The organism is Chondromyces crocatus (genome assembly GCF_001189295.1).
GTDB lineage: Bacteria > Myxococcota_A > Polyangia > Polyangiales > Polyangiaceae > Chondromyces > Chondromyces crocatus.
Window position 1 is genome coordinate 9,619,452 of record NZ_CP012159.1, and the last position, 24,357, is coordinate 9,643,808.

Below are 24,357 nucleotides of genomic sequence, written 5' to 3' on the forward strand. Positions count from 1 at the left end.
GGGGAGCGCGGCGGCGGTGCGGGGGGGTGAGGGGCGGTGAGCGTCGATCTGCGGCTCCTCGCAGCGCGCGTGACCCGGGGCGACGAGCAGGCCTTCCGGCAGGTCGTCGACCACACGCGCGCTCCCCTGTACCGCCTCGCAGCTCGGCTGCTGGGGAACCTGGCGGACGCGGAGGACGTGCTCCAAGAGGCTTACGTGAACGCCTACCGCGGTCTGCGCGAGGGCCGCTACGACGGCCGGGCGAAGCTCGAGACGTACCTGCACCGGATCGTGGTGAACGCTTCGACGGATCTGCTGCGCAAGCGGCGGGAGTCGCCGAAGGAGGTGGTGCGGGAGCCGCGGTTCGACGGGAGCGTGCCGGCCGAGGCGCGGGTGGCGCTGCGGGAGCTGGATGAGCTGTTGAAGAGGCTCGCGCCGCCGGAGCGGGCGGCGCTGGTGCTGGTGGCGATGGAGGGGATGTCGGCCAGGGAGGCCGGCGAGGTGCTGGGGTGCTCGGAGGGGGCGGTCGAGCAGCGGCTGGTGCGCGCGCGAACGGCTCTGCGGGAGCACGGCAAGGAGGAGGTCCGCCATGGCTGACGACATCGAGGCGAAGCTCCGCGAGCTGGGGCGCGGGACCGAGGCGCTCGGTCCGTCGGAGGACTTCACCGAGGTGGTGATGGCCGCGGTCGCCGCCGAGGGGGGCGCGCCAGCTCTCGGGCGTCTGGCCCAGACGACGCGGGAACTCGCGCCGTCGCCGGAGTTCACGGATGAGGTGATGGCTTCGCTCGGTGCGGCGAGCGATCCGCTGGAGAGGCTCCGGCAGGCGACGGAGGCATTGAGCCCGGAGTCGGCCTTGACCGAGGCGGTGATGCGCTCGGTGGAGCGGGTCGCGGCGGCGGAAGGTGGCGGTGGATGGCTGGAGGGGGTGGCGCGCTCGGGTCGGCTCGGGGTGGCCCTCGCAGCGGTGGCAGCGGCAGCGTGCGTGCTGCTGTCGTTTCAGGATGCGCGCGCGCTCGATCTGGAGGCGCTTTCGTCGATCGAGGCGGTGGAGGTGGCCGAGTGAGCCCCAAGCTGAAGGCCTTCGCAGTGATGCTCACCGTCTTCGTGCTCGGGGGTGTGGCGGGCGCTGGGGTCACGCACTTCTCGGCGACGCGACAGATCCGCGCGACGGTGGAGGGGCCGCCCGCCGAGGCCCGGATGCGTTTCCGGCTCGCGGCGATGCAGCGGCGGCTCGACCTGGGGGAGGATCAGGTGCAGCGCATCGAGGCCATCCTGCGGGAGATGGAGGCCGAGCGCGATCGGCGCATGGAGAGCTGCCTTCCCGGGCTGGAGGAGGTGCAGACCCAGACGGACGCGAAGATCCTGGAGGTGCTCCGGCCCGAACAGCGGAGCGAGTACGAGGCGCTCGGGAAAATGAGGGGCAAGCACCGGCATCCTCCGCGGCGCTGATCGGCCGCCGAGGCGCGCGGGTCGTGGAGCGTGCGCGTGGTGTGGCGTGCTTTCAGGGGAGCGCGTCGGCGAGCGCGGCGATGTCCGGGGAGCCCCAGCCGGTGGGGTAGTCCCAACCAGCGCCGGCAGCGAAGAAGGGCGTCTCGCCTTCGACGATGTCGCGGAACGTCCCCTGCACCTTCGGGTCGAGGTAGAGGATGGGGTTGAGCAAACCCACCCGGGGCAGGCCGCGCGCGGCCCTGGCGCTGTTCAGGCAGGTGATCATCCCTGCGAACGCGGGCGTGGCCAGCGAGGTGCCGCCGACCTTCATCCACTCGGAGATGTAGTAGACGATGTACGGGTGCTCGGGCGAGGCGTTGAGCGCCAGGTCGACCACCGCGCGCATGCCACCCGCACCGGCGACGACGCCCCGCTGCCACGAGGGCATCGGCATCGACAGCGAGGGACCGGAGCCCGAACGCGACCAGGCTACCTCGCTCTGCCGCGCTCCGTTCTCGTCGAGCGAAAGGACGGTGCCGCCGATCGCGGTGACGTAAGGGCTGGACGAGGGGGTGTCGGTCTCGGCCGAGTTGCCCGAGGCGACGACCACGGTGATGCCCATCGCGGCCGCCTGCATCGCGGCCAGGTTGTACTGCTCGCGCACCGCGGGTGGCTCGGCGTCTTCACGGCGGGCGAAGGAGTTGGAGATCACCGAGGCTTCGTTACGAGCGATCATCTCGTTGAAGGCGTAGACCAGCGAGGTGTTGCGGGCGTCGGCGCCCTGGTACACGACGAGATCCGCCTCCGGCGCGAGGCCACCGGCCCACTCGACGTCGACGGTGGTCTCCAGGTAGCGGATCGAGGGGTCTTCCCCGAGGTTCACCACCTCCGGCGACTCCCGGGTCACGCCCATGGAGGTCCAGAACGACTGGAGGTCGAGGAAGCGGAAGGTCGCACCGACGAACACGGCGAGCTTCTGGCCTGCGCCTTTGTGCCCTGCGGCGTGCAAGGGATCGAGGTTGTAGGCACCAGCGATCTCGGAAAGCGTGTGGGAGGCAGCGTCGTCGGGCGGAGGCTGAGTGATCACATCGCCGCCCTCGTTCTGGAGCGGGGTGGTGTCCGCCGGTTCGTCGGCGGAGACCACGGCGAGCATGGTCTCGGCGATGTTGCTCGGCACCCGGAGGGCGGCCCCCTTGATCAGGCCGTAGGAGTAGATCATCGCGCCGCCGGTGTGGTTCTCGCGGCCGAAGGAGCGCAGCTCCGTCACGAAGGCTTTGTTGAACTGATCGACGGTGCCGCTCACCTGGACGATCAGTCGGTTGCTGGCGGTGCGATCGACCTTGAAGCCCTGCTCTTCGAGCCAGTCGACGGCGCGGTCGACGGTCTCCTGAGCAGGAGCGTGCCGCGCGGCCCACTCGTCGGCGGTGAGGTAGCTGCGGAACGTCGGGTCGGCCGGGTCGTACATCTTGTCGATGGTGCGGACGAGGCCCTCGCGATCCTGGATGTCGAACCCGATCAGGACCCGGATGGCGTCGTCCTTGTCGGCGGCGCCGAAGTCGAAGTACACGCCGTCCATCGGCCGAGGCAGGCCATCCTCCAGCACGGCCAGTCCGCTGTTGCCACCACAGCCGAGCGCGGCAGCACCGAGCGCAGCCGACAGTCCGAGGCGGATGAAAATCGAGGCGCCGAGACGAGCGAAGCGGGGGAAGTACGAGGCCATGGGGAGATCCTCCAGGCGCGCGCGTAGCGCGCGGTAACGGCCGAGTTGGAACGGTAGGTTGCCGTACCAGGGTACGCCCCTTGCCCCGCGGACCACAAGTCGCGGAGCAGCGAGATCGCACGCTGGTGGCGAGCAGCATGGACGGTCCTGACCGGGGCGCCCAAGGTGGGAGCTTGGCGCCAGCTTGCAGGGCCAGCGCGTGGCTCAGTGGGCGCGGAGCGCCGTCCAGTCCAGCAGATCGACGTGACCGCCGGCGAGGCCGTAGTCGACGGCCTCACGCATCCCGAGGCGATCACCGCCCACCTGGAAAGGCACGGGCCTCGAGAACACCGCGTGACAGCTCGTCACCAGCCAGTTGTGCATCTTCGGGAGAGGGTGCTCGCCGCGCCAGAGCGCCGACATGCGAAGCGTCGCCTCCGCGGCGGTGCCGCTGTAGATGCGCAGGTGGAGACGACGCGGCATCACGCCAGCGAACGGGAAGGCGCGGAACCCGAAGCCCCACTCCGACGCGGTCCCTGCGCCGCACACGCTCGCAGGACCACGGTAGAGGACCTTCCCGTGCTCGCCACCGGGCAGGGGAACGACGCGCCCGGCCTCGTCCACGGTGAGCGCATCTTCCCCGGTGTTCGTGATCTCCACCTCGGCCAGCGCCCGGCGAGAGAGGTTCCTGGGGATGGTCCGCAAGAACAGCCCCTGCAGGTAGCCCGCCAGGCCCTTTCGGTAGCGCGCGGGCAAGATGCCCGGGCCGGTCTTCTGCGCGTTGAAGTCGTCGATCAGCTCCGCGTCCCAGCCGGTCCCCGCGAACGGCCCGACGAGGCCCTCGACCTCGACCAGGTCGAAGCGACGGCGAGGTAGCGCGCTTGCGGGTCGCCGCACCAGGTCCCCGAGCGTCGCGAGGGCCTTGCGCCAGCTCGGCGCGCCCACGGCGTTCGCCCAGCCGTTCCCCGTGCCGAGGGGCAGGAGACCCAGGGCGGCAGCGCCAGGGAGCTCCACCGTCCCGGCCGAGGCCCGCCACGTGTTGATCAACGCCAGGGCCGTGCCGTCCCCGCCGGCAGACACGATCAACTCCGGCGGGGCGTCACCGAGCGCGGCCGTGAACCGCTGCAGATCGCCCATCGAGCGCGACATGTGGACCTGTGCCGAAGGGATCTCCGCCTGGCACGCGCGCGCAATGCGCTCGCTGCCGCGACGCGCTCGGAGGTTCACCATGACCGAGATCTGCACGGTAACGTGCGAAAACCTACGGTCATGGTCGGGGCTGGACCTGTCATGTTCTCGTCACGAGACGGGAAGTGCGCAGGGAACGGCGAGGCTGAACACCGAAACGGCGCGTCAAGGTCATGCCGCGGCGCAGCATGGGACCATCGGCCCCCACGGCACCTCTCCGCACAGCGGTGCGCTCGCAGCGCAGGACATCGCGGGAGGCGACCTCGTCACGAGCCTGACGATGGGGTGGCCTCCGGCTCGCGTGCCTGAGCATGGCTCCCCTCCAGGATCACCAGGAAGAGGCGCTCGGCAAGATCGCAAGGCACGCCACGCTGCTCCGCGAGGGCGCGGCGCGCGACGAGCAGGGCGTGCTCTCGCTCGGGATCGATCAGGGGCAAGCCGTGACGACGCTTCAGGCCGAAGATCGCCTCGACGATCGCTCGGCGCCTGGCAACGAGGTCGAGCAGCGCCTCATCGAGGGCGTCGAGGGCCGCTCGCGACATCGCGAGGTCGGCGGGAGAAGTCGAGGGCTCGTGCATGAAGGCTCCAGAGAGATCCCGGCGAGAGAGCGGGCGGCGCCACGTCAGGCCCGCAGGCGCTCGAAGAGCTGGGTCTCGGTGGTGTCGCTCGGGATGTGCTCCGGCTCGACCTGGAGGATCAGCTCCGAGGCGGGCAGGAACCCGGCGCTCAGCTCGATGGCGGGGAACGGCACCATGTCGTCCTCCCGAGCGTGCCACAAGGTCACCTTCTGGCGCACGTCTTCAGGACCGAAACCCCAGGGAAGAATCTGCAAGCGGGCCTCGCGGGTGGGTCCGCTGAAGGCATGGGCCTTCACCTCCTCGACGGCGCGACCGAGGATCGGGTGGGCCTGTACTTCCTCGGGCAACATGCTCAGGAAGCCTTCCATCTGCGCGCGCACGCCGTCCTCGGGGCCCTCGCGGTAGAAGGCGTATGCGTGCTGAGAGGCCTCGGGGTAACGCTCCAGCACGCCCGCAGCGCCGAGGAAGGGCACTCCACTCAGGATCCACACGGCGCGCACGCGCTCTGGAAGCTTCGCCGCCAGCGCATAGGCGTACGGTGCTCCCGCGGAGATCCCGGCCACGTCGAACGTGTCCCAGCCCAGGTGCTGCAAGAGGGGCGTCACGTGGTCGACCCACCCCGCCACGGACGAGAGGGGGGCGGGCGTCGACAGACCGTAGCCGGGCCGCTCCACCGCCACGAGGTCCACCTCCGACACTGCGGCCCGCTGTTCCCACTCCGGCGGAAGTTCCGCATTACCCAGCAAGCCGTGGTGCAGGAGGAGCTTGCGGCGCCCCGGTCGTCCGTAGCGCGCAAAGCCGATGCGTCCGCCGCCGGATAGCTCGAGGGTCGTCCGGCTCATGCATCCCTCCGCGGTGATGCACACGCGCGCGACGACGCGCCCTCTTGCGACGGCGTCCCGGCCTCGACGCCCGAGGACGATGGCTCCCCTGCCCCCTCCACGAGAAGAAAGGCAGGTCGAAAATGGGCGAAAATCATCCCCGGAACGTGGGGGCGCTTCTTTCCAGGGTCAACGTCCGACAGCTCACTGCGCCGCTTCTCATTGCTCCCCGTCGCCCCGTGGTAGATACGCCGCCCCATGTCCACGGCCCCGCCCTCGCGCCGCCGCCCTGAAGTCCTCGCACCCGCAGGTGACGAGGCCGCGCTCGACGCTGCGATCCGCGCCGGAGCCGACGCCGTGTACTTCGGCCTCCAGGGCTTCAATGCCCGCGCTCGCGCGAAGAACTTCGACACCGACGGCCTCGCCCGCACCCTCGCTCGCCTCCACGAGCGCGGCGCCCGCGGCTACGTCACGCTGAACACGCTCGTCTTCGACGACGAGCTGCCTTCCGTCGAGGCCGCGGCCCGCGCCTGCGCCGCTGCCGGGGTCGACGCGGTGATCGTGCAGGACCTCGGCGTCGCCCGCCTCGTGCGCGCCGTCGCGCCCGACCTGCCCATCCACGCCTCGACCCAGATGACCTGCACCGACGCGGGCGCCGTGGAGCTGGCCCGAGAGCTGGGTGTGGAGCGCGTCATCCTCGCGCGTGAGCTGTCCCTCGACGACATCGCGCGCATCCGCGCCCAGACCGACATGGACCTCGAGGTCTTCGTCCACGGCGCGCTCTGCATCGCATACTCCGGTCAGTGCCTCACCAGCGAGGCCCTCGGCGGACGCAGCGCAAACCGCGGCGCGTGCGCCCAGGCTTGCCGCCTCCCGTACCAGATGGTCGTCGACGGCGTGCTCCGGGATCTCGGCGACCGCGCCTACCTGCTCTCGCCTGAAGACCTGGAGGCCAGCGCGCTGATCCCGCAGCTCGTCGACCTGGGCATCGCCTCCGTGAAGATCGAAGGCCGCCTCAAGGGCCCCGAGTACGTCGCCGCGACCACGCGGCTCTACCGCGCAGCGATCGAAGCGGCCATGTCCGACCCAAGCAGCGACGACGCCACGCGCCGTGGCGCTCCCGTCCAGTACCCCGACGCTGCCCTCCGCGACGTTGCGCTCCAGATGTACTCGCGCGGCTCGGGCCCTGGATTTCTCGCTGGCATCGACCACCAGCGCCTCGTCGAGGGCCGAGCCTGCGATCACCGAGGCCTGCTCACCGGCGACTGCCTCGGCGCCGCGCGTCACCGCGGGAGGCTCCACCTCCGCGTCCGCCTCGCGCGCGCCGTCGCCCGCGGGGAAGGTGTGCTCCTGGAGGGCGGCTTCGGTGGCGAGGGCGAGATCGGCGGACGCATCTGGGGCGTGCTCCGCAGCGGCGAGGACGTCGAGCGCGCCGACGCTGGCGACGAGGTGCTGCTCTGGCTGGGCCCCGACGTCTCGCTCGCAGGCGCCCGCGAAGGCCGCCGCGTCTGGAAGACCAGCGATCCTGCGCGCGAGAAGGCCGTGCTCGCCGAGGTCGACCGCGCCCCCCACCGCCTCCGCGTCGACGTCCGCGTGACCGGCCAGCTCGGTGAACTCCCACGGTTCGAGGCCAGCACCGACACCGGGCTCCGCGCGACGATCACCGGGGATGCGCCGCTCACCGAGGCGCACGGCGGCGCGCCTTTCGCCGACGTCCTGCGCGACAAGCTGGGCCGCCTGGGGGACACCCCCTTCGCGCTCGGCCAGGTCGACCTCGACCTCCCCTCGGCCGCCATGCTCCCGCCCTCTTCCCTCAACCGCGCCCGCCGCGCCCTCGTCGAGCACCTCCTCGCCGCGGCGCGCCGCGCCTGGACCACCACGACCCGAGGCGTTGCCGACCTGCTCGACGCCGCTCGCCCCGCGGATCGAGCCCCGCCTCCAGCCGGCCTCTTCGTCCTCTGCCGTAGCCTCGCGCAAGCCGAGGCCGCGCTCGACGCTGGCGCCGACGGCGTCTACCTCGACCTCCTGGAGCTGACCGGCACCGGCCCCGCCGTCCGTGCCCTGCGCACCCGAGGCGCCTCGTTCGTCGGCGTGGCGCCGCCACGCATCCGCAAGCCAGGTGAGGAGAAGATCGACCGCTACCTGGCCACCCTCCAGCCCGACGCGATCCTCGTGCGGGGCCTCGGCACCCTCCACGACGGTACGGGCGCTGGCATCGCCCGCATCGGCGACTTCTCCCTCAACGTCACCAACCGCCTCAGCGCCGCCGAGGTCCTCTCCCGCGACCTCGCCGCCTTCACCCCCTCCTTCGACCTCGACGCCACCCAGCTCGCCGCCCTCCTCGACGGCCCGTTCGCCCCCTTCGCCGAGGTGGTCGTCCACCACCCGATGCCGCTCTTCCACATGGAGCACTGCGTGATCGCCGCCCTGCTCTCCGAGGGCAAGGACCACCGCGACTGCGGCCGCCCTTGCGAGCGCCACCAGATCGCCCTCCGTGATCGCACCGGCATGGATCACCCCGTCGAGGCCGACGTGGGCTGCCGCAACACCGTCTTCCATGCTGCAGCGCAGAGCGCGGCGGGCGTGGTCCAGGTCGCCCAGCAGAGCGGCGCCCGTCGCTTCCGGATCGAGCTGGTCCGTGAGGGCCGCGAGGAAGTCGGCCGCATCGTCAGCACCTACCGCAAGCTCCTGAAGGGCACCATCGGCGCCGCGGAGCTGCGCCGCACCCTGCGCACCGAGGGCGGCTACGGCGTGGTGGCGGGGTCGCTGCGGGTGCTCCAGGCCTGAAGCAGCCCGTCACGCGACCTTCACGTCACTTCCCAGCGGCGCGGGAGGGGCGTGCCAGGGGCACCTCGAGGGAGAGCCGCCCACTCTCGTACCGCGCGCACACCTGGATGCTCCCCAGCATCGCAGAGATCGCCTGCACCCGCGTGACCTCCGTGCCGAGCAGGTTCGGCCACGCGCCCGCCAGCAGGGTGAGGTACGCGCCGAGGCCAGCCTCCCTGAACGCGACGAGCACCTTGTCCCGCTCCGAGGCGGCGGGTTCCAGATCCCCGAAGACCTTCAGGAGTGCCGGCAGCAGCTCGCTCTGCACGGCTTCCCCCTCGGCACAGCGCTCGCTCGTGAAGGCCTGCGCGACGGCCCCCTGCGACGCATCGGCGATCTTCCAGCTCGACGAGACCCGGCTGTCGGCGGGCGGGCCCTGGATGGTGAACGTACCGTCCGTGGCCACGCGGTGTGCCGGCGCCGAGAGCCAGAGGTTCTGCTGCGCCTCTGCCTGACCGAGCGCCGCGATCTGACGTCGCATCGTCGCATCGACGGCACCGCTCGAGAGAGCGCGCGCCGTGGCGCCGTACCCGGTCGTCGTCCCCAGCTCCGCCACGCGATCGGGATCCATGCAGATGGACAGGCCCGCAACGGGATCGAGCGCCGTACATCGATCCCGCACGCCACCGGCCGCACCGCGGAAGGCCATCAGCGCTTGCACCGCGGCCCCGTGGTTACCGGGCACGAACAGCGGAAACGCCAGGTCCATGCGGAGATCACTGCCATCGGCGTAGGCGGCCACGGCGACGTCCTTGGCCTCCATCAGGCCGAGCGGGGGGTCCTTGCCGAAGGCCTTGCACCCCTTCGCCGCAGGGCACGCCTGAAACGCGCCGCCCCTCGAAAACGCCTGGATCAACGACGCCGCAGCGCGCCTCGGCTCCACATCGTCCAGCAAGGGCACGACGACCCGCACCAGGGTCGCGTCGGTCGCGTGCTCACGAAAGACCTCGTCGAGCACCTTCCCGGAGACGTCGCGCGTCATCGCCTCGACCGCCTGACGCGCCTTCGGCTCCGCCGCCGGGACGACCGCCAGCAGGAGAGGCCTCGACGGGTCGACCCCGCTCTTCTCGAAGACCTCCGGGATGGGCGCTTCGATCTCCAGGAGCGCGGAGAGCTTGTACAGCAGCGACTCCCCCTTCGGCGTCCTCGGGAGCACCTCGTCGAGCCGGTTCACCGTGATGGCGGCGTAGACCGCCGCGTGGCCAGGAAACTGCCTGAACGCCTCGAGGCCGGGCGGCGTAGCGCCCTCGCTCCCTGCGCCCGCCTGCGCCAGCGGCGCGGCCACGACCGGGGTCACCATCGCTGGCCCCCCTCGCCCCTCCGCCGCCCCTCCCCCACAAGCCCCACAGGCCACCGCGCTCCACGCCAAACCAGCCCAGCACACCAGCGCTCGCACCTGCATCCGGGGAATCTATGCAGATCGTCACGGTCTGTACCAGGAGGTCCGCGCCGGCCGTCACCAGGTCTGTGGTCGGTCCCTCTGACGAGCAACCGGATTGCGCCGCGGGGCCCCCCGGGTACCATCGCCGCCCATGCGAACTCGCGGCGCGCTCTTTGGCTTCTCCCTTGTCCTCTCCCTCCCTGCCCTCTCCGGCTGCGGTGCAGGCGCACCGGCGGAGGCCATCCGGCCCACCGCCCCCACCTCTTCCGAGGCGCTCGGGGAAGCCGAATGCCGCGACGTGAGCGAGGGTGGCGAGCCTCTGGTGGTCGACTGGAAGCCTGATCAGCGAGGTGAGCTCGAACTCGCCATGGGCGAGGGTGTCGCCGTCGTGGCCTACAGCTGCGACGGCATCAAGCTGCTCAAGGACTGTCGCATCGATGGCAGCTACGGCTTCCTCGGCATGACCCGCAAGGAGCAAGTCGTCCGACTCCAGAACGCCGACGAGCTCCGCGCCAACCTCCCGCTGAGCGGCGCCAGCCTGGGCGGCGAACTCGCCCGCGGCTCGTCGCTCGACATCGCCATGATCATGATCGGTCGCGCCAAGACCACCTGGAGCGCCCCGACCGAGGCCGATCTCCAGGGCGAAGGAAAGGCGTGCGCTGGGGCCACCCACTTCGTGCGGAGCGCGACCCTCGGCGCCTTCGCCGTCGACACCGGGAGCAACGCCAAGGTCCGCGCCGCCGCCGAGATCTTCGGCGCGGGCGCCTCTGGCGGCTCCACCAGCGACAAGCAGGTGCAGAGCAAGGAAGGCGATCTCAAGGACTGCGCCAAGGCGTCTCCCAAAGACGGCAGCCCGCCGTCCCAGTGCGGCGCGCCCATCCGCCTCGTCCTCCAGCCCATCGTCAAGAAGTCCGACGCAGCCCCTGCCGAGACGGCGCAGGCTCCCGCCGAGGTCGCGTCCACGGAGCCCACCTGCCCCAAGGGCCTCGTCCTGGCCGATGGCAAATGCATGGCTGCTGCGTCTGCCCCCGCTTACCAGTGCGAGGCGAAGAACGCCGAGGAGTGCAAGTCCCAGTGTGCCAAGAAGCACCCCGGAAGCTGCGCGACCCTCGGCGCACTCTACATGAACGGCCAGGGCATCGAGCGGGATCCGGCTCGCGCTGCCGAGGCCTCGAAGACGGCCTGCGATGGCGGCGAAGCGGCAGGCTGTACCCAGCTCGGCATCCTCACCGCCGAGGGCACCGGCGTCACCAAAGACGTCGCTGCCTCCCTCCAGCTCTTCGAGAAGGCGTGCAACGCGGCCGAGGCCATCGGCTGCGGCCGACTGGGCAGGGCGTACCTCACGGGCGACGGTGTCACCGCGGATCCAGCGCGTGCCGCCACCCTGCTCACCCAGGGCTGCGAAGGCGGCGACGATCGGAGCTGTGCCGCAGCGGCTCCCCTCTACGCCAGCGGCAAGGGGGTACAGGCCGACGAGGCCCGCGCTGCCGCCTTCTACAAGCGCGCCTGTGACGGCGCCGACGCGGCGAGCTGCGACGCTCTCGGGCAGATGCACGAGACGGGTCGCGGCGCCTCGAAAAACCCCATCCTCGCGAGCATGCTCTACCAGCGCGGCTGCATCCGCGGGCACGGCGATGCCTGCGCCAACCAGGGCCGGCTCGAACTCGCCAAGCCCGGTGGCAACGCCGACGCCGCGCGCCGCGCCTTTCAGCAAGCCTGCACGTGGCGCTCCGCCGTGGGCTGCGCCGTCCTCAAGGCCGTCTACGGCGAGAACCGCCCCGTCATGCCCGACGTCGCGCAGCAGCAGGCCCTCCGCAAGAGCTGCGACAGCGGCAACACCCGCGACTGCGCCACCCTCGGCGTGCTCTCCGTCGCCTCCGGCAACAAGGCCGGCGGGAAGATCGATCTCGATCGCGCCTGCACCCGCGGCGATGCCTGGGCCTGCTCCGTGGCCAAACAGCTCAAGTAACGAGTCCGCCCGATCCTCCCCGCGCTCGCATCCGAGCCGGGGGATGGCGATCTCGACGGCAGCCATGGCTGACGGCGACTCTCCGTGACGGTGGGCCCGGCAACGGCGGACGTTCTCCGTCCGCGTACTGGCCATGCCTCGCACCTGAGGCATGACACCGGGTTGCTTCTGGATAGTCTGTGCTCGACCTTCGGGGTGCCCTCGCGCGCCCCGCGACACAGCCCTTCATCCCTCATCGAGGAACGCACCGTCATGTCAGAGGCAGAGAATCTTCAGTTCATCAAAGGCATCTACGACGCCCTCATCACCAAGGGCGACCCGGGCCCCTTCTTCGAGGCCCTCGCTGACGATGCCGTCCTCAGGATCACGATCCCGAGTGACACCCCGCTCGGCCGGGAATTCAAGGGGAAGGAGGACCTGCAGCGGTATTTCGTCGAACTCGACCGCGTCTTCGCCCTCGAGAAGATCACCATCGACGAGTACATCGCCCGCGGTGACAAGGTGACCCTGCTCGGCTTCGAGAGCGGCACGGTCAAGCTCAATGGCAAGACCCTCGTGAGCGAGTGGGCCGGGGTCTTCACGGTGGCCGACGGCAAGATCAGCAGCGTCCTCTTCATCGAGGACACCTCCGAACTCACCGCGGCCTACCGCGGCCACTGAGCGCCTGGCCACGGCTCAGTGGTGCTCGTCGATCGCCGCCGTCCAGTGGGCGATCTCCTCCTTGCTCATGTGCCCCTGCGTCAGCCTCGCGTCCGCGAAATCCCAGCGGCTGACGTCGACCAGATACTGCTGCCGTGACAGCAGCGTGCCCTGGCACATCGGCTTCCCGTCCGCATCCTTCCCTTCCTCCTCCGCGAGCCGCCGAAGCAGCTCGTGGAAGGGCTCCTCGGGGATGCGGTGCCGCTCCCCTGGATAGACGAACCCGAACATCAGGAGATGGACGAGCAGCACCCGCCAGTGCGGCCCGAAGCGCGCAATCAACCGATCCCAGTCGATCTTGTCGGCGCAAGCGAGCAGCACGTGGACCACGTCGGCCCCATCGAACCGCTCCCGCTCCATGATGAAGCCCTTGCTCCAGATCATCTCCTCGGCGGGCACGAGCATCACGGGCACCCCGAGCACCTCGCCCACGGGCGCGTGCTCGAACCACCCGTCATCCACGCGGGCCACGTTGTTTCCCGAGCTGAAGATGACGTCGACGAAGTCCTCGGCGCAGCGGGCCTTGCCCAGCCAGTGCGGGAAGATCATGTCGCACTGGTAACCAGCCGCGGACAGGGCATCGAGCGCCGACTGCGCGTCCTCGGGCCGCACGAACACGTCCAGATCCTTGGTGTGCCGCTCGATTCCCGTGTACCGGGCGAGCGCGTACGCTCCCCCGACGAGATAGGGCAAGCCCGAGGCGTTCAGTGTTCGCAGCGTGTGGATGTAGAACTCCCGGGCGTGGGGTTCGACGTAGCACTGAGCGGAAGTCCTCAGAATCACTCGGTACCTCCTGGCATCAAGGGGGAACATGGGGCCCCCCTGCCGAGATCGTCGAATCCGTCATTTGCTGTACATGGCGCTCGGGAGATCGCCCGCCCTGCTCGGGGCTCTCGGGGCCTCGTGCTGCCGAGCTTCAGCAGGGATGCGCCGTGGAGGTCTGGACGCGCCGCGCAACGCACGGCCTGCTGCGCTCGTCGTGCTCGATCGGTCAGGACGCGACGGACGTCACGCGCCCCGATGCGCTCCTGGCCCTTGCACGGCCCAGCTTCCGCAGGATGGCCCGCGTCATGGCTGCCAGGTTCGCTGGCGAGAACCTGAACCAGAAACCCACGTAGCAACCGTTCGATCGGTAGTCGGGGTTCACTGCGGCGTACGCACGGGCTGCGGAGCGCTCGAAGTACCCGGGTGGGTACTGACCCAGCGTCTCCTCCGTCATGAAGATGTCGACGAAGATCAGCCCCGTCTCCTCGTCGACGCGAAAGTCACTCTTTCCGGCGAGCGCCACGAAGGCGGTCCGCAGCGCCTCCTGTTCTTCCGGTGTCACGCCCCTCCCCCCACCTCGCCGAGGATCGAACACCTCGTACTGCGCGAGCGCCTCGGTGATGGAGACGAAGCCGAACAGGCTCGCCATGGAGAGGCGGTAGTAGCGCGTGAGTGGGTGCTCCAGCTTCAGCTCCAGGAAAAACAGGAGGCCCGAGATCAGGTGGAGGCCGCGGTTCCGGAACGCCGGCAGCACCCGCAGCTTGCCCCCGATGATGGCGCGGCTCCTGGGCAGCTCCATCGGCGCCGTCCCCCAGAACTGAAACCCGACGACCGCACACGTCTCCGCATGCCGGAAGACGTGCACCCGATCGTTCGTCTCCGCGTGAACCCTGAAATGCGCGAAGTCCTCGGCCATCAGCGAACACGCCATCGTGTGCAGCTCCCTCAGCGCCGACTCCGTGAAGTCCTCCCGCCGGAGGGTCGTGAGGCGCACCGCGGGCTGGATCGACGCGAGGTGTTGCAGCAGCTCGAGCATGCCCCGCGCGATAGCACGTCCGGAGACCCGCCGGCGGACGTCCCTCGAACTCGCCGGCGCGACGCCGACGAGCGACACACCTCGGCAGGTGGGCTCCTGGGGCCTCCAAACGGCACGCTACAGCACGAGCTTCATCCCCTCGTGGCTCTTCACGAACCCGAGCCGCTCGTAGAAGCGGTGAGCGCGCTCGCGCACCTTGTTCGTCGTGAGCTGCACCCGGAAGCAACCTCGCCGCCGCGCCTCGTCGATCGCCCAGCGCATCATCGCCTCCCCCACGCCCCGCCCCCGCACCTCGGGCTCGACGATCACGTTCTCGATCATCGCCACCCGTCCACCCATGTACGCCACGTACTGGATGATCGTGAGCTGGAACGCGCCCACGACCTGCCCGCCATCCACGGCCACGAGCAACATGTTGTTCGGGTCGTCCGCGATGCGCGCGAGCGCCTCGCCGTAGCACGCCGGCAAGGGCGGCCCTGCATCTTCGCGCTTGAGGTTGCCCTCATCCGGGATCGCGAACAGCCGCACCACCTCGGGGAGATCCGCCTGCTCCGCGCGCCGGATCGTGAGGGGCGGACTGGAAGCCACTGGAGCGCTCATGCGGCCCATCGTAGACCACGCGCGCGGGTCGCGCCTCGCCGCAGCGCACCACGCCCGACCCATGTTCCTCGACGCGCCAGCAAGCACTGACCCCACCGACCCGCTCTCGGTCGACCGCAACCATGCCGAGGCCTTCATCCTCACGCTCGCCGAGGCCATGCACGCCCACGGCGTCGCCGCGCACCGCATGGAAGGCCTCCTCACCCTGGTCGCCGCCCGGCTCGGCATCGAGGCGCGCTTCTACTCCACGCCCACCGCCGTGCTCGCCTCGTTCGGCGCCCTGGCCGAGGGGCACACCTGTCTCGTGCGCGTGCAGCCGGGCGCCATCAACCTGGAGAAGGTCTCGCTTCTCTACGAGATCACCGTGCGCGTCATCCGCGGCGAGCTGGGGCCCGACGCTGGCCGCACCGAACTCGACGCCGTCATCCGCGCCCAGGCTCGCTACGGTCCACCCTGGGCCATCCTCGCCTCGGCCGTCTTCTCCGCGGCCGCGGCCATGCTCTTCGGCGGAGGCCTCCGCGAGATCGTCGCCTCCGGTGCCGTCGGCCTCCTCGTCGGCGGCATCGTGCAGGCCATGCGCCGCATCTCGGCCCGCTCCGCCGTGGTCGAGCCCGTCGTCGCCGCCGTCGCCGCCATCGCCGCAGCCCTCATCGCGCGCGCCACGGGCCCCCTCTCCACCCTCGTCGTCACCCTCGCCGGCGTGGTCATGCTCCTGCCCGGCCTCGGCATCACCATCGCCATGACCGAGCTGGCCACGCGCAACCTCGCCTCCGGCACGGCGCGCTTCTCGGGCGCCCTCGTGCAGCTCGCCGGCCTCGGCTTCGGCGTCGCCTTCGGCACGGCGCTCATCCGCCTCCTGCCCGCGCTCCCCCCGCCGCCCCCGCCCACCGCGTGGAGCTTCCTCGAGCTGACCTGCGCCATCATCCCCGCAGCCTTCGCCGTCTCGACCTACCTCCAGACCCGCCCCCGCGATCTGAAGTGGATCCTCGGCGCCTGCCTCCTCGGGTTCGCCAGCACGCGTCTCGGCGGCGTCCTCTTCGGACCCGAGCTCGGCGCGTTCCTCGGCGCCCTCGTGCTCGGTCTGGCCAGCAACACCCTCGCCCGCACCCTCGACCGCCCGGCCTCTGTCGCGCTCGTCCCTGGCTTGCTCCTCCTCGTCCCCGGAAGCCTGGGGTTCCGCGGTGTCGTCTCCATGCTGGAGAACGACATGGCCTCCGGCGCCGAGGCGACCTTCAAGGCCGGGCTGATCTCCATCTCCCTCGTCGCGGGCGTTCTGTTCGCCAACCTGTGGCTTCCACCGCGCCGCTCGCTGTGACCCATCACGGCGCGTCCGCGGGTCGCGCCCGAGCGCGTACCGAGCGCGTACCGAGCGCCGAGGAATGCAGGCCTCATCGACGTCGAGATGTCATGCCTCCACGCCTTCGATGAAGCGGATGGATCGGAACACCACTTCCTTTTATCGTTCCGGGTGCTGGTCGATGATGACACCTCGCCTGCTCTACCTCGCGCTCATGATCTGCAGCCCCGTCGCGTGCAGCGACCAACCCCAGGCGCCACAGGACACCGCGGGCCGAGCGGCCAGCACGACGTCTACGAGCCAGACCGTGTCAGCGGAACCTCCGCCACCGAGCCCTCCGTCACCACCTCCCCCCAGCGACGGCATCGCCTGTGCCACCGACGCAGACTGCCCAGTGCTGCCATGCGGACCGTGCACGCCGGGGCTCGTCATCACGAAAGACCTCCTGCAAGGCGCGAAGTGTTACGTGAACCCCTGCAAGAATGCAGCGTCCACCTGCAATGCGCAGCGGGTCTGCGTGACCCACGCGTCGACCGAAAAGAACCCAGCGGTCGGGGGTAACCCCGCCAAACGCTGATTGGCTGCCGACGAGTCCGCGTCGGCGCTCCTCACAACGTCAACCCATGGCAGCTCCCTGACGCCGCCGCCCCCGCAGCGCTCGCCATGAGGGACTCGAAGATCTGCCCGATCTCCTCGGTGTCGAGGGTGAGCCCGGCCTTGCCGACGCTCAGCTCGACGCGCTGGACCGAGGGCACGCCGGTGCGCATCGTCCTCTGGAAAAGCCAGATCTTCGTCTCATCGGCGATCTCGAGCGCGGCACGCTCCAGTCGCTCCGCAGGAGCGCGAAGCGCGAGGTGCATCATGTTGGTGTGGGGCGGGTCGGGGACGATCTCGACGCCGGGGATGCGCGCGAGACGCGCAGCGATGGCCACGGCTTTGTCACGGTAGTCGGCCATCCTGGGGAGGTGCTCGGCGAGGCCCGCGCGGGCCGCGAGCGCATAGGGGTACAGCGCAAACAGGTTGCCTCCATGGCGCCGCTGCCAGACGCGCGACTCGGCGATGAAATCCTCGGGGCCCGCGAGGAGGCACCCGGAGATGCCTCCGAGGCCCTTGTACGTGGAGACGTAGACCGAATCGAAGAGGCCCGCGATCTCCGCGTAGGGGCGGCCGTAAAAGGGGGCGCTCTCCCAGAGCCGGGCGCCGTCGAGATGCAGGGTGACGCCATGCGCGGTGGCCCAGGCGCGGATGGCGAGCAGCTCCTCCCAGGGGGGCAAGAGGCCACCCAGCTCGCGCTGCGGAAGCTCCAGGAGGAGCGCGGCGATGGGCTCGCGCAGACGCGCGAGGTCGGCGGGCTGGAGCAAGGCGTGCTCACCACCGACGAGGATCGCGGAAAGGTGGTGCAGGCGCTCGTAGGCGCGCTCTTCGTGCATCTCCAGGTGGCTCCGCGGGTGGAAGGCGACCACGGGCAGGCGGCGGCGATCACACCAGATGCGCAGGGCGATCTGCTGCGCCATGGTGCCGCTCGGCATGAAGACGGCGGCCTCTTTGCCGAGCAGCTCGGCGACCTCGCGCTCGACGTCGTGAAGGAGAGCCCCTTCCCCGTAAACGTCCTGTTCGACGTCGGGCGGGGTGAGCGCTGCAAGCGCGGCGAGACGCGCAGCAGGGCGACGATCCGCCGGGGCGTCGTTTCCGAAGGCGCGCGTGCATCGGGCGCGGATGGCATGGAAGTCCAGCTCGGTCATGGTCAGCCCTTGGGGGCCAGGCGATAGAAATGGAGCCACACGTCGCCCTTGGCGACATCGCCCCCGCCCACGTTATGGAACGGGCCGTACGACCTGGCGATCTCCATCCGCTGCATGGCGCCGGGGTGGGTCTCGGGTTTGTCCGCCTCCGAGGAGAGGTAGAACCACTGCACGCGCTCATCGATCTCGGCTTCGAGGTCCGGAAAGTTCTCGATGCAGTGGTACGGCTTCAGCATCTGGTCGATGTTGCCCGTGCTCGGTTTCGCCTTCCTCACGTGGCTGTTGCGCTTGGCCACATCATCGACCGCGGCGCGCGCCCGGAGCAGGGAGCACAGCTTCTCTTGCTCCCACTTGGCCGGGCTGTAGAGGTTCTTGTTCGACGGGTAGATTCCGGCCGTCTCTCCCCACGACACCTCGCTCAGCGTCAGCGTGCCCGTGGTCCTCACCTCGCAGGGCGAGACCGGGTGATCCACGATCTGGATCAGCTCGATCGAGCCGCTCACCAGCGCGTCGGCGAGTGGCGCCCAGGGGTCGTCATCGAGGCGCCCGCGCGCGGACCAGGGCGCTCCGCCGCGCACGTCCTCGGCCGCGGCCTGCAGGACGTCGACGTTGCCCGTCTGCAAGAGGAAGCCGCTCAGGAACGCGCTCGCCTCGTGATGGCTCGCGAAGTGGATGCGCTCTCCCCCGCGCGCCGCCCCCCGCTCCACCAGGTGATACCGCTCCGCTCCTCGGTGCAACAACCGGCGCTCGACGCTCATCGCACTCCCTCCAGCTCCTCCTCGACGAGGCCGAGGAAGTACGCGCCGAAATCCGGCGCCAGCCGCTGTGTCCCGATCCGCGCAGGATCCTCGCCCAGGTTCATGGAGAGCACCGGCCCCTCCTCCCCCGAGGCCAGGATCTGCAAGCAGATCACCTCGTCGGGGGCTCGCCCCAGCATCACCAGATCGGCGGGCAGCTCGTGCTCGTCCCTGGCCCGCAGGGTCGCCCAGATGGCATCGGGCACCGACGACAGCTCGAAGTCGGTGTCGATGACCCCGTAGATCTCCGCAGCGCCGAAGCTGCCTGCGCCGAGCGCCCCCACGAAGTGCCGGTACGTCGGCGGCAACCGGAGGCCCAGCGCCTTCTCGGCGGTCCTCACCAGCAGCTCCGTCCTCGGCCCGATGAACGAGGCCTCCTCGGCATGCTGGCCGATGAGGTCCAGCGCGCGCTCCAGGTCGCTCATGCTCATCCCGTGCTCCCCTGGGCCTTCAGGTCCGCAGCCCGCTGCCGCCAGTAGGCGCGCCGCCAGGTATTGAACGCCTTGCGATCGATCCCCGAGGGGATGGTGCTCGGGTTGATGTGGATGATCCGGTCGTACCGCTTGTGGAACAGGTCCGCGACCTCGGCGATGGCGCCTTTGTCGCTCTGGATCAGGTGGTGCAAGTTCACCTCCACGCCATCGGGCCCCAGCGGCGCCAGGCCCTGGCTCATGCGCGACAGGTTGGACCGGCCGAGGCGATCGGTGTCGGTGGGGTCGATCAGGTCGTCCCGCTGGAAGACCTTCGTCTCCCGGAAGAGCAACGTGCGGCTCCAGCGCTTGCCTTCGGCGGAGGGCTTGGCCTCCATGAACGCCGCTACTGCAGCAAGGTGCTTCGACAGGGTGCTCAGGTCCTCGTCGGCGCGCGCGTCCTCCACCACGTCGGCCGGCAGGGGCTGCTTCAGCTCTCGCGCGGCGAGCGCCACCACCGGCCTCGCCACCCGCCGGGTCTTCCTGGGCGAGGCGCCCTCGTTGATCAGGACCATCGTCCCCTGGATGACGATGCCGGACTTCCCGATGCTGAGGAATCCGCCGCTTCCCTTCACCGTCATGCCGTCACCGCCCTCGCCGACGAGCTGCTTGCCCGCGTGGTAGCTTGCGATCTCGCCAGTCTGAAGGGCGTATCGACCGCCTGTCTTCTCGTGGCTCTCCTCCATGAGGGACAGCGAGCGCCGATCGTCCACCTGCTCCCGGACGTCACCCTTCACGTGGACGTGCGAGGCCTTCTGGATCCACTCGCGCTTGTTCGCGCCGAGAATGAAGTCGAGCGTCTTGCCCAGGCGTGTCTGCTTGCTCCCCTCGACGCGGGCGCCCTTGTCCCGCTTCACCCACTTGCGCCGATCGCCGACGATGTAAGTCGTCCGGTTGATGGCGGTGTTCTCCGAGCGGTTCTGGAGGGTCACCTCGAACCGATCCACGCCCGTCGTCTCCGTCTCGTCCTCGGTCACATCCTTGCGACGGTCTCGGAGGACGGTGATGGTCTCGTCGTTCTTGATGAGGACGCGCTGGTTCTTCTCGGCCTGGTGGTAGAAAAGCTCGCTGCCCTTCCGGTCCTCGAACTTCAGCTCGTTGAACCCGCCCGAGCCGGGTGACGAGTCGCTCTTCCAGGTGCTGATCGTCTTGTTCTCGGGCAGCTTGTAGGGGACGGGGTTCAGCGCGTTGAACAGCCGCCCGGTGATCACGGGCTGGTCGGGATCCCCATCGAGGAACGAGACGAGCACCTCCTGGCCCACCCGCGGGATGACCATCGAGCCATACCCTCGACCGGCCCATCCCTGGCTGACGCGAATCCAGCAGGAGGCGAAGTCGTCGGCCTTGCCGTCTCGGTCCCAGGGGAACTGCACACGGACCCGGCCGAACTCGTCGACGTGGATCTCCTGCACCTCCTGGCCGGTCTTCACGCCGACCACCGTCGCGGACTGCACGCCGTGAATGAGCGGCCGCGGCGTCACGGCAGCGGGACGGTACGGGTGCTCGGCGTACACGGTCTGCACCGTCGTGCTCCACTCGCGGGTGGGTGAACCCTCCGACGAGAAGGCCGTCACGAGCAGCGAACGGCCAATGACGCCAGGATGCGCGTGCTCGGACACCGACAGGATCGAGCCCGGCCGCAGATCCAGCGCGTTCGTTCCGAACGACAGCGCCTGCTTTCCCGTCCTGGCCCCGGCGAGCAAGCGGGTCGCCTTCTCCTTGCCGTAACCCACGTCGTACCGAGCGATGCCCTTGTCGTCGGCCACCGGCGTATCGCCACCCGAACCCAGCTCCGCCAGGTAGGTCCCCGGCTCGTAGTGCGCGAGCTCGTACTTGTCCTCGGGCGCCGTGGCCTTCGGGGCCTCCTCGGCGAGCTTCAGCGCCGGCCTCCGGAAATCGTAGTCCTGCAACACGAACGCGCCTGACCTGATCTCGTGCCCGAGCTTCACCTCGGTGACGAACTCCTTCTCGGCGGCCTGGTTGGCGTGCTCGTAATAGGGGAGCGGCGCGCCACGCGAGGCGCGGGTCTGCGGCTCGTCCCGGAACACCAGCTTGGTGCTGTCGGCCGTGTCCTCGAAGAGGAAGGTGATGCCAGCCTCTTCCAGAAGGCGGCAGACGAAGGCGAAATCGCTCTCGCCGTACTGGAGCTTGAACTCCAGCTTCGGGTAGCGCCCCCGGTCCACTTCCCACGTGGGCTCGATGCGCCACTCGGCGAGGAGTTTGTCGATGATGTCCGGGATGCTCAGGTGCTGGAAGATGCGGTGGGCGCTGCGACGGGTGAGCAGCCACATCACCGGGGCGATGGTGAAGCGGTAGGTCGAGAGCACGGGCGGCAGCTCCGCCTGCTCCTGGATGGCGAACACACAGAGGCCCGCCCAGAGGCGCTCCGGGCGGTGAGCGAACGAGAGGCCATTGTCGACGCGCAGCGACGCGGCCTGGCCGACGATCGGCGACAGGTCGAGGCTCGGGTCCAGGCCTCGTGCCCAGACGTGGACGGTGAACAGGGACGAGAGGGCCTCGTGGACCACGAAGCGCCGCACCGTGAGCGAACTCGCGCCGGAGGCGAAGGAAAGCTGGAGCAGGGGCATCGCTCGGGACCTTTCTCCTGCCGCCTCTTCCAGGGCGGCTCGCCGCCTCTTCCAGGGCGGCACGACGAACACCACGCAGAGACCGTCGACCCTCGTACCGACGACACTCAGTCCGGGGCTTCGATGCCTCCCTCCGTCAGGCGCACGAACTCGCCCCGCTCGCCTTCGACGAGGAACGCGTCGAGGGATCCGAGCAAGGTGGCGCGCTCCTGGGCCGAGCAGGTGGGCCAGAACTCGCGGAGCACCTTGGGGTCGTAATAACGGAAGTAGAGCTTCTCGCCGGTATCGTCGTCCTCGACCATGAGGAAGCGCCGCAGGTGCCGGCGCAGCTCGCGCCCGGACACGTCACCTTCGAGGAAGATCCCCCACCGCCGCCCCCAGCCCTCGCGCACGAGCTGGGCGAGGAGGCGCGAGTCCGACCGCAGCTCGACCAGGCGCGGGGCCACCTGGTCGAGCACCTCCCCCTTCACGCCCTCGTAGAGCGAGGTGTACTCCTCGATGGCCTCTTGCAAGACGGTCAAGATGCGCGGCGTCCGCGCGGCGTCGAGGACGACGTGCAGAGGGCGCGCTGTCGCCACGCGCTGAAGGAGGGGCAGGGCGGCCGTCGCAGCCTCGACCCGGGCAGCGTGGGCTTCGCGCGCTTGCCGGCGCTCCACGGCCCACACCTTGCGCAAGGCGGCCTCTGCCTCGCGCCGCGCTGCAGCCTCGGCAGCTTCTTCCTGCTCCTCGGGGGGCGGGGCACGCTCCTCGGCAGCGAAGGGAGGGGGTTCGCCATCGTCGCCGTCGTCTTCCTCCAGCTCGTCGTCGTCGCCGGCCTCGTCGTCGTCGCTCCCCGTGTGCTCCGTGTGGCCCTCGACATAGGCCACGAAGTCGGTGCTGCCCGCGCTGATCCAGGCGCCGTGGGACACCTCCGCCTCCTGCACGGGGTCGCCATGGAGGCGCGTCCCGCCGAGGCTGTTCAGGTCACGCAGGGTCGCCTTGCCGTCGACCCAGGTCAGCTCGAAGTGCTCGACCGAGATCTGCGGATCGTCAGCGATCACCAGCCCAGCGTCCGGGGAGCGACCTACCCGGAGGGAGCCACCGGGTGGAATCGTCCCCTTGGTACCCCGGCGCGGCCCGAGACGGATCTCCAGCAGGAGATGGGGGAAGGTGCTCATCGCCAGCGGAGGAGGAGGGACGCTCATTGCCACGAGAAGTTCGGAGGGAGGCCGACGAGCTGCAGCTTCCGGTGGGTGTACTTCTCACGCGCGGGCCGCGAATCCTCGTACCGGACCGCGTTGGGGTTCGCCCAGTTGGTGCCCCACACCCAGTCTCGGCCCGACGTGTGGACGTAACTGCTCATCCACGCCCGGCGCTGGGCGGGAAAGCTGCCGTTCGGATCGTACATGACCGCGACACCACCACCGTACTCATCGGCTTCCTTCCGGAGCCGGGCCAGATCGACCCCGCCAGGAACCGGAGGCCGATCCATCTCGACATTCCGGTTCACGCTCTCCTGGTACATGTCGATCAACGTGATGAACGCGAGGTGATTGCGGACGCCTCGCTCGCTGTCATCGAGCGCGATCCCGTTCCGCGTCTGGCCGTTGCCCGCGTCGTCGCCATACCCACCGCCCACATCAGAGTGAGCGCCGGTGTACTCCCGATCGAAGCCTGGCAGCATCGACAGGGGGAAGTTCGCTCGGAACTCGTGCCGCGCCGTGAAGTGGGAGCAGGCGTCGAAGTCACCGCTGTCCAGGCCGAGGTTCTGCCCTGGGTTCGACGATCCTCCCGGCAAGCTGCCCGGGACGCCGACCGAGCCCACCGTATCGAAGATACCCAGGAAGCGTACCCGCACGTTCAGGAACTGCTCCGCCTCGGCGAGCCCTTGCTTCACCAGGTTCGCGAACGTCCTCGCCAGGGCCGCGCCACGGCTGAAACCATAGATGTCGACGACCTTCTCGGACTCGGTCGTGTAGGCGGCATTGTGCGCGACGACCTGCGATTTGACCCACTCGTAGGCGATGTTCAGCCGCTCCTGCGCCCCCAGACCGGCCGCGCCACCGAGGGTGCGGCCGAGCCAGGCGTCCTCTCCCGTGAAGACCCGGAAGTCGAGCGCCGGACCGCCACCCATCGTCGGCGTGTTCATCACGTCCACCCCGCGCTGAACCCGCTCTTCGCCGGTCGCCTGCCGGTTGCGCTCCTCGTCGTAGAGGCTCCGGTCCTCTGCTGCCGTCTCGATGGCGCCGACACCGATCAGGTACATCTTGTCGCGGACCGCCTCGATGTCCTCGCGCTTGTGGTAGACCTTCCACAACCGCACGACGTTCGTCTCTCTCCCACGCGGCTCGTCGCGGTAGCGGTTGTTGTTCGTCCCATCGAAGAACACGCCGATGCGGAGCCGCTTCATGACCGGGCAGGCGCCCGTGTCCGACGGCGTATCGTCCGGCATGACCTGCGATCGCGCGTCGTTCAGCGCCGCCTGGTCTCTCGGGGTCTCCGCCATGGTCCTCGC

At 69.8% G+C, this 24,357-nt stretch carries 21 protein-coding genes; 7 read left to right on the top strand and 14 right to left on the bottom strand.

The genetic code is table 11. From position 1 onward, the window contains the following. The first annotated feature begins 36 nt into the window (after positions 1–36). Genes CMC5_RS34745 through CMC5_RS34755 form a run of 3 tightly spaced genes read left to right on the top strand, consistent with a single transcriptional unit; the run spans position 37 to position 1,428 of the window. Complete coding sequence (locus CMC5_RS34745) at positions 37–576, top strand: RNA polymerase sigma factor (RefSeq protein WP_082363065.1); 540 nt, start codon at positions 37–39, stop codon at positions 574–576. Further along, positions 569–1,042 carry a hypothetical protein gene (locus CMC5_RS45330; RefSeq protein ID WP_050434423.1) on the top strand — a complete coding sequence of 158 codons (474 nt, stop codon included), beginning with the start codon at positions 569–571 and terminating at the stop codon, positions 1,040–1,042. Before CMC5_RS34745 ends, CMC5_RS45330 begins: the two co-directional genes overlap by 8 nt. Next, complete coding sequence (locus CMC5_RS34755; RefSeq protein ID WP_050434424.1) at positions 1,039–1,428, top strand: hypothetical protein; 390 nt, start codon at positions 1,039–1,041, stop codon at positions 1,426–1,428. Before CMC5_RS45330 ends, CMC5_RS34755 begins: the two co-directional genes overlap by 4 nt. A 52-nt stretch (positions 1,429–1,480) precedes the next feature. Here CMC5_RS34755 and CMC5_RS34760 read toward each other — a convergent pair whose 3' ends face one another. From CMC5_RS34760 to CMC5_RS34775, 4 genes are all read right to left on the bottom strand, one after another. Beyond that, the gene (locus CMC5_RS34760) at positions 1,481–3,127 is read right to left on the bottom strand and encodes a S53 family peptidase (RefSeq protein ID WP_050434425.1); all 1,647 of its coding nucleotides are present in this window, start codon (positions 3,125–3,127) and stop codon (positions 1,481–1,483) included. Between the two features lie 204 nt (positions 3,128–3,331). Next, on the bottom strand, positions 3,332–4,351 hold the full coding sequence (locus CMC5_RS34765) for a diacylglycerol/lipid kinase family protein (protein ID WP_050434426.1): 1,020 nt from the start codon (positions 4,349–4,351) through the stop codon (positions 3,332–3,334). 209 nt (positions 4,352–4,560) lie between these two features. Continuing rightward, a complete protein-coding gene (locus CMC5_RS34770; RefSeq protein ID WP_050434427.1) occupies positions 4,561–4,872 on the bottom strand; it encodes a chorismate mutase in 312 nt (103 codons plus the stop codon). Between the two features lie 44 nt (positions 4,873–4,916). Beyond that, positions 4,917–5,714, bottom strand: coding sequence for an alpha/beta hydrolase (locus tag CMC5_RS34775; RefSeq protein WP_050434428.1), 798 nt, complete (start codon positions 5,712–5,714; stop codon positions 4,917–4,919). 237 nt (positions 5,715–5,951) lie between these two features. On the opposite strand from CMC5_RS34775, the gene CMC5_RS34780 reads away from it, so the two are divergent. Further along, positions 5,952–8,480, top strand: coding sequence for a U32 family peptidase (locus tag CMC5_RS34780; RefSeq protein WP_050434429.1), 2,529 nt, complete (start codon positions 5,952–5,954; stop codon positions 8,478–8,480). Between the two features lie 25 nt (positions 8,481–8,505). Here CMC5_RS34780 and CMC5_RS34785 read toward each other — a convergent pair whose 3' ends face one another. Continuing rightward, on the bottom strand, positions 8,506–9,819 hold the full coding sequence (locus CMC5_RS34785) for a hypothetical protein (RefSeq protein ID WP_050434430.1): 1,314 nt from the start codon (positions 9,817–9,819) through the stop codon (positions 8,506–8,508). Positions 9,820–10,051: 232 nt separating this feature from the next. Between CMC5_RS34785 and CMC5_RS34790 the strand changes: the two genes are divergently transcribed. Together CMC5_RS34790 and CMC5_RS34795 are read left to right on the top strand one after the other, a co-directional pair. Next, a complete protein-coding gene (locus tag CMC5_RS34790; RefSeq protein WP_050434431.1) occupies positions 10,052–11,869 on the top strand; it encodes a tetratricopeptide repeat protein in 1,818 nt (605 codons plus the stop codon). Positions 11,870–12,121: 252 nt separating this feature from the next. Then, positions 12,122–12,529 (top strand): nuclear transport factor 2 family protein, encoded by a 408-nt coding sequence (locus CMC5_RS34795; RefSeq protein WP_050434432.1) that lies wholly within the window; start codon positions 12,122–12,124, stop codon positions 12,527–12,529. 15 nt (positions 12,530–12,544) lie between these two features. Here the strand turns inward: CMC5_RS34795 and CMC5_RS34800 are convergent, their stop codons facing one another. From CMC5_RS34800 to CMC5_RS34810, 3 genes are all read right to left on the bottom strand, one after another. Further along, the gene (locus tag CMC5_RS34800) at positions 12,545–13,351 is read right to left on the bottom strand and encodes a nucleotidyltransferase family protein (protein WP_218920130.1); all 807 of its coding nucleotides are present in this window, start codon (positions 13,349–13,351) and stop codon (positions 12,545–12,547) included. A 208-nt stretch (positions 13,352–13,559) separates the two neighbouring features. Beyond that, positions 13,560–14,369 carry a hypothetical protein gene (locus CMC5_RS34805; protein ID WP_050434434.1) on the bottom strand — a complete coding sequence of 270 codons (810 nt, stop codon included), beginning with the start codon at positions 14,367–14,369 and terminating at the stop codon, positions 13,560–13,562. A gap of 117 nt (positions 14,370–14,486) precedes the next feature. Then, entirely contained in the window at positions 14,487–14,969 is a 483-nt protein-coding gene (locus CMC5_RS34810; protein ID WP_050434435.1) for a GNAT family N-acetyltransferase, read from the bottom strand. On the opposite strand from CMC5_RS34810, the gene CMC5_RS34815 reads away from it, so the two are divergent. Then, positions 14,968–16,284 (top strand): threonine/serine exporter family protein, encoded by a 1,317-nt coding sequence (locus tag CMC5_RS34815; protein ID WP_050434436.1) that lies wholly within the window; start codon positions 14,968–14,970, stop codon positions 16,282–16,284. The two genes, CMC5_RS34810 and CMC5_RS34815, sit on opposite strands and share 2 nt — an antisense overlap. A 590-nt stretch (positions 16,285–16,874) precedes the next feature. On the opposite strand, the gene CMC5_RS34825 is transcribed toward CMC5_RS34815, so the two are convergent. The 6 genes from CMC5_RS34825 to CMC5_RS34850 all read right to left on the bottom strand — a co-directional run bounded on the left by CMC5_RS34825 (position 16,875) and on the right by CMC5_RS34850 (position 24,348). Further along, positions 16,875–18,008, bottom strand: a complete 1,134-nt coding sequence (locus CMC5_RS34825; protein ID WP_050434438.1) for a threonine aldolase family protein — start codon at positions 18,006–18,008, stop codon at positions 16,875–16,877. Between the two features lie 2 nt (positions 18,009–18,010). After that, positions 18,011–18,766: a hypothetical protein gene (locus CMC5_RS34830; RefSeq protein ID WP_050434439.1), complete on the bottom strand. Its 756-nt coding sequence runs from the start codon at positions 18,764–18,766 to the stop codon at positions 18,011–18,013. Beyond that, positions 18,763–19,236 (bottom strand): SMI1/KNR4 family protein, encoded by a 474-nt coding sequence (locus CMC5_RS34835; protein WP_063796398.1) that lies wholly within the window; start codon positions 19,234–19,236, stop codon positions 18,763–18,765. The genes CMC5_RS34830 and CMC5_RS34835 overlap by 4 nt, the downstream gene beginning before the upstream one ends. Then, positions 19,233–21,863: a type VI secretion system tip protein TssI/VgrG gene (gene tssI, locus CMC5_RS34840; RefSeq protein ID WP_063796399.1), complete on the bottom strand. Its 2,631-nt coding sequence runs from the start codon at positions 21,861–21,863 to the stop codon at positions 19,233–19,235. The genes CMC5_RS34835 and tssI overlap by 4 nt, the downstream gene beginning before the upstream one ends. Positions 21,864–21,970: 107 nt before the next feature. Next, the gene (locus CMC5_RS34845; protein WP_050434441.1) at positions 21,971–23,047 is read right to left on the bottom strand and encodes a DUF4123 domain-containing protein; all 1,077 of its coding nucleotides are present in this window, start codon (positions 23,045–23,047) and stop codon (positions 21,971–21,973) included. Then, positions 23,044–24,348, bottom strand: a complete 1,305-nt coding sequence (locus CMC5_RS34850; RefSeq protein WP_050434442.1) for a T6SS phospholipase effector Tle1-like catalytic domain-containing protein — start codon at positions 24,346–24,348, stop codon at positions 23,044–23,046. The genes CMC5_RS34845 and CMC5_RS34850 overlap by 4 nt, the downstream gene beginning before the upstream one ends. Positions 24,349–24,357: the final 9 nt, after the last annotated feature.

Coding starts and splice junctions, on each gene's coding strand:
- CMC5_RS34805 (WP_050434434.1), bottom strand. CDS start 14,369: ATGCTCGAGCTGCTGCAACACCTCGCGTCGATCCAGCCCGCGGTGCGC.
- CMC5_RS34795 (WP_050434432.1), top strand. CDS start 12,122: ATGTCAGAGGCAGAGAATCTTCAGTTCATCAAAGGCATCTACGACGCC.
- CMC5_RS34830 (WP_050434439.1), bottom strand. CDS start 18,766: ATGAGCGTCGAGCGCCGGTTGTTGCACCGAGGAGCGGAGCGGTATCAC.
- CMC5_RS34785 (WP_050434430.1), bottom strand. CDS start 9,819: ATGGTGACCCCGGTCGTGGCCGCGCCGCTGGCGCAGGCGGGCGCAGGG.
- CMC5_RS34815 (WP_050434436.1), top strand. CDS start 14,968: ATGCGGCCCATCGTAGACCACGCGCGCGGGTCGCGCCTCGCCGCAGCG.
- tssI (WP_063796399.1), bottom strand. CDS start 21,863: ATGCCCCTGCTCCAGCTTTCCTTCGCCTCCGGCGCGAGTTCGCTCACG.
- CMC5_RS34770 (WP_050434427.1), bottom strand. CDS start 4,872: ATGCACGAGCCCTCGACTTCTCCCGCCGACCTCGCGATGTCGCGAGCG.
- CMC5_RS34845 (WP_050434441.1), bottom strand. CDS start 23,047: ATGAGCGTCCCTCCTCCTCCGCTGGCGATGAGCACCTTCCCCCATCTC.
- CMC5_RS34790 (WP_050434431.1), top strand. CDS start 10,052: ATGCGAACTCGCGGCGCGCTCTTTGGCTTCTCCCTTGTCCTCTCCCTC.
- CMC5_RS34825 (WP_050434438.1), bottom strand. CDS start 18,008: ATGACCGAGCTGGACTTCCATGCCATCCGCGCCCGATGCACGCGCGCC.
- CMC5_RS45330 (WP_050434423.1), top strand. CDS start 569: ATGGCTGACGACATCGAGGCGAAGCTCCGCGAGCTGGGGCGCGGGACC.
- CMC5_RS34835 (WP_063796398.1), bottom strand. CDS start 19,236: ATGAGCATGAGCGACCTGGAGCGCGCGCTGGACCTCATCGGCCAGCAT.
- CMC5_RS34775 (WP_050434428.1), bottom strand. CDS start 5,714: ATGAGCCGGACGACCCTCGAGCTATCCGGCGGCGGACGCATCGGCTTT.
- CMC5_RS34810 (WP_050434435.1), bottom strand. CDS start 14,969: ATGAGCGCTCCAGTGGCTTCCAGTCCGCCCCTCACGATCCGGCGCGCG.
- CMC5_RS34780 (WP_050434429.1), top strand. CDS start 5,952: ATGTCCACGGCCCCGCCCTCGCGCCGCCGCCCTGAAGTCCTCGCACCC.
- CMC5_RS34850 (WP_050434442.1), bottom strand. CDS start 24,348: ATGGCGGAGACCCCGAGAGACCAGGCGGCGCTGAACGACGCGCGATCG.
- CMC5_RS34760 (WP_050434425.1), bottom strand. CDS start 3,127: ATGGCCTCGTACTTCCCCCGCTTCGCTCGTCTCGGCGCCTCGATTTTC.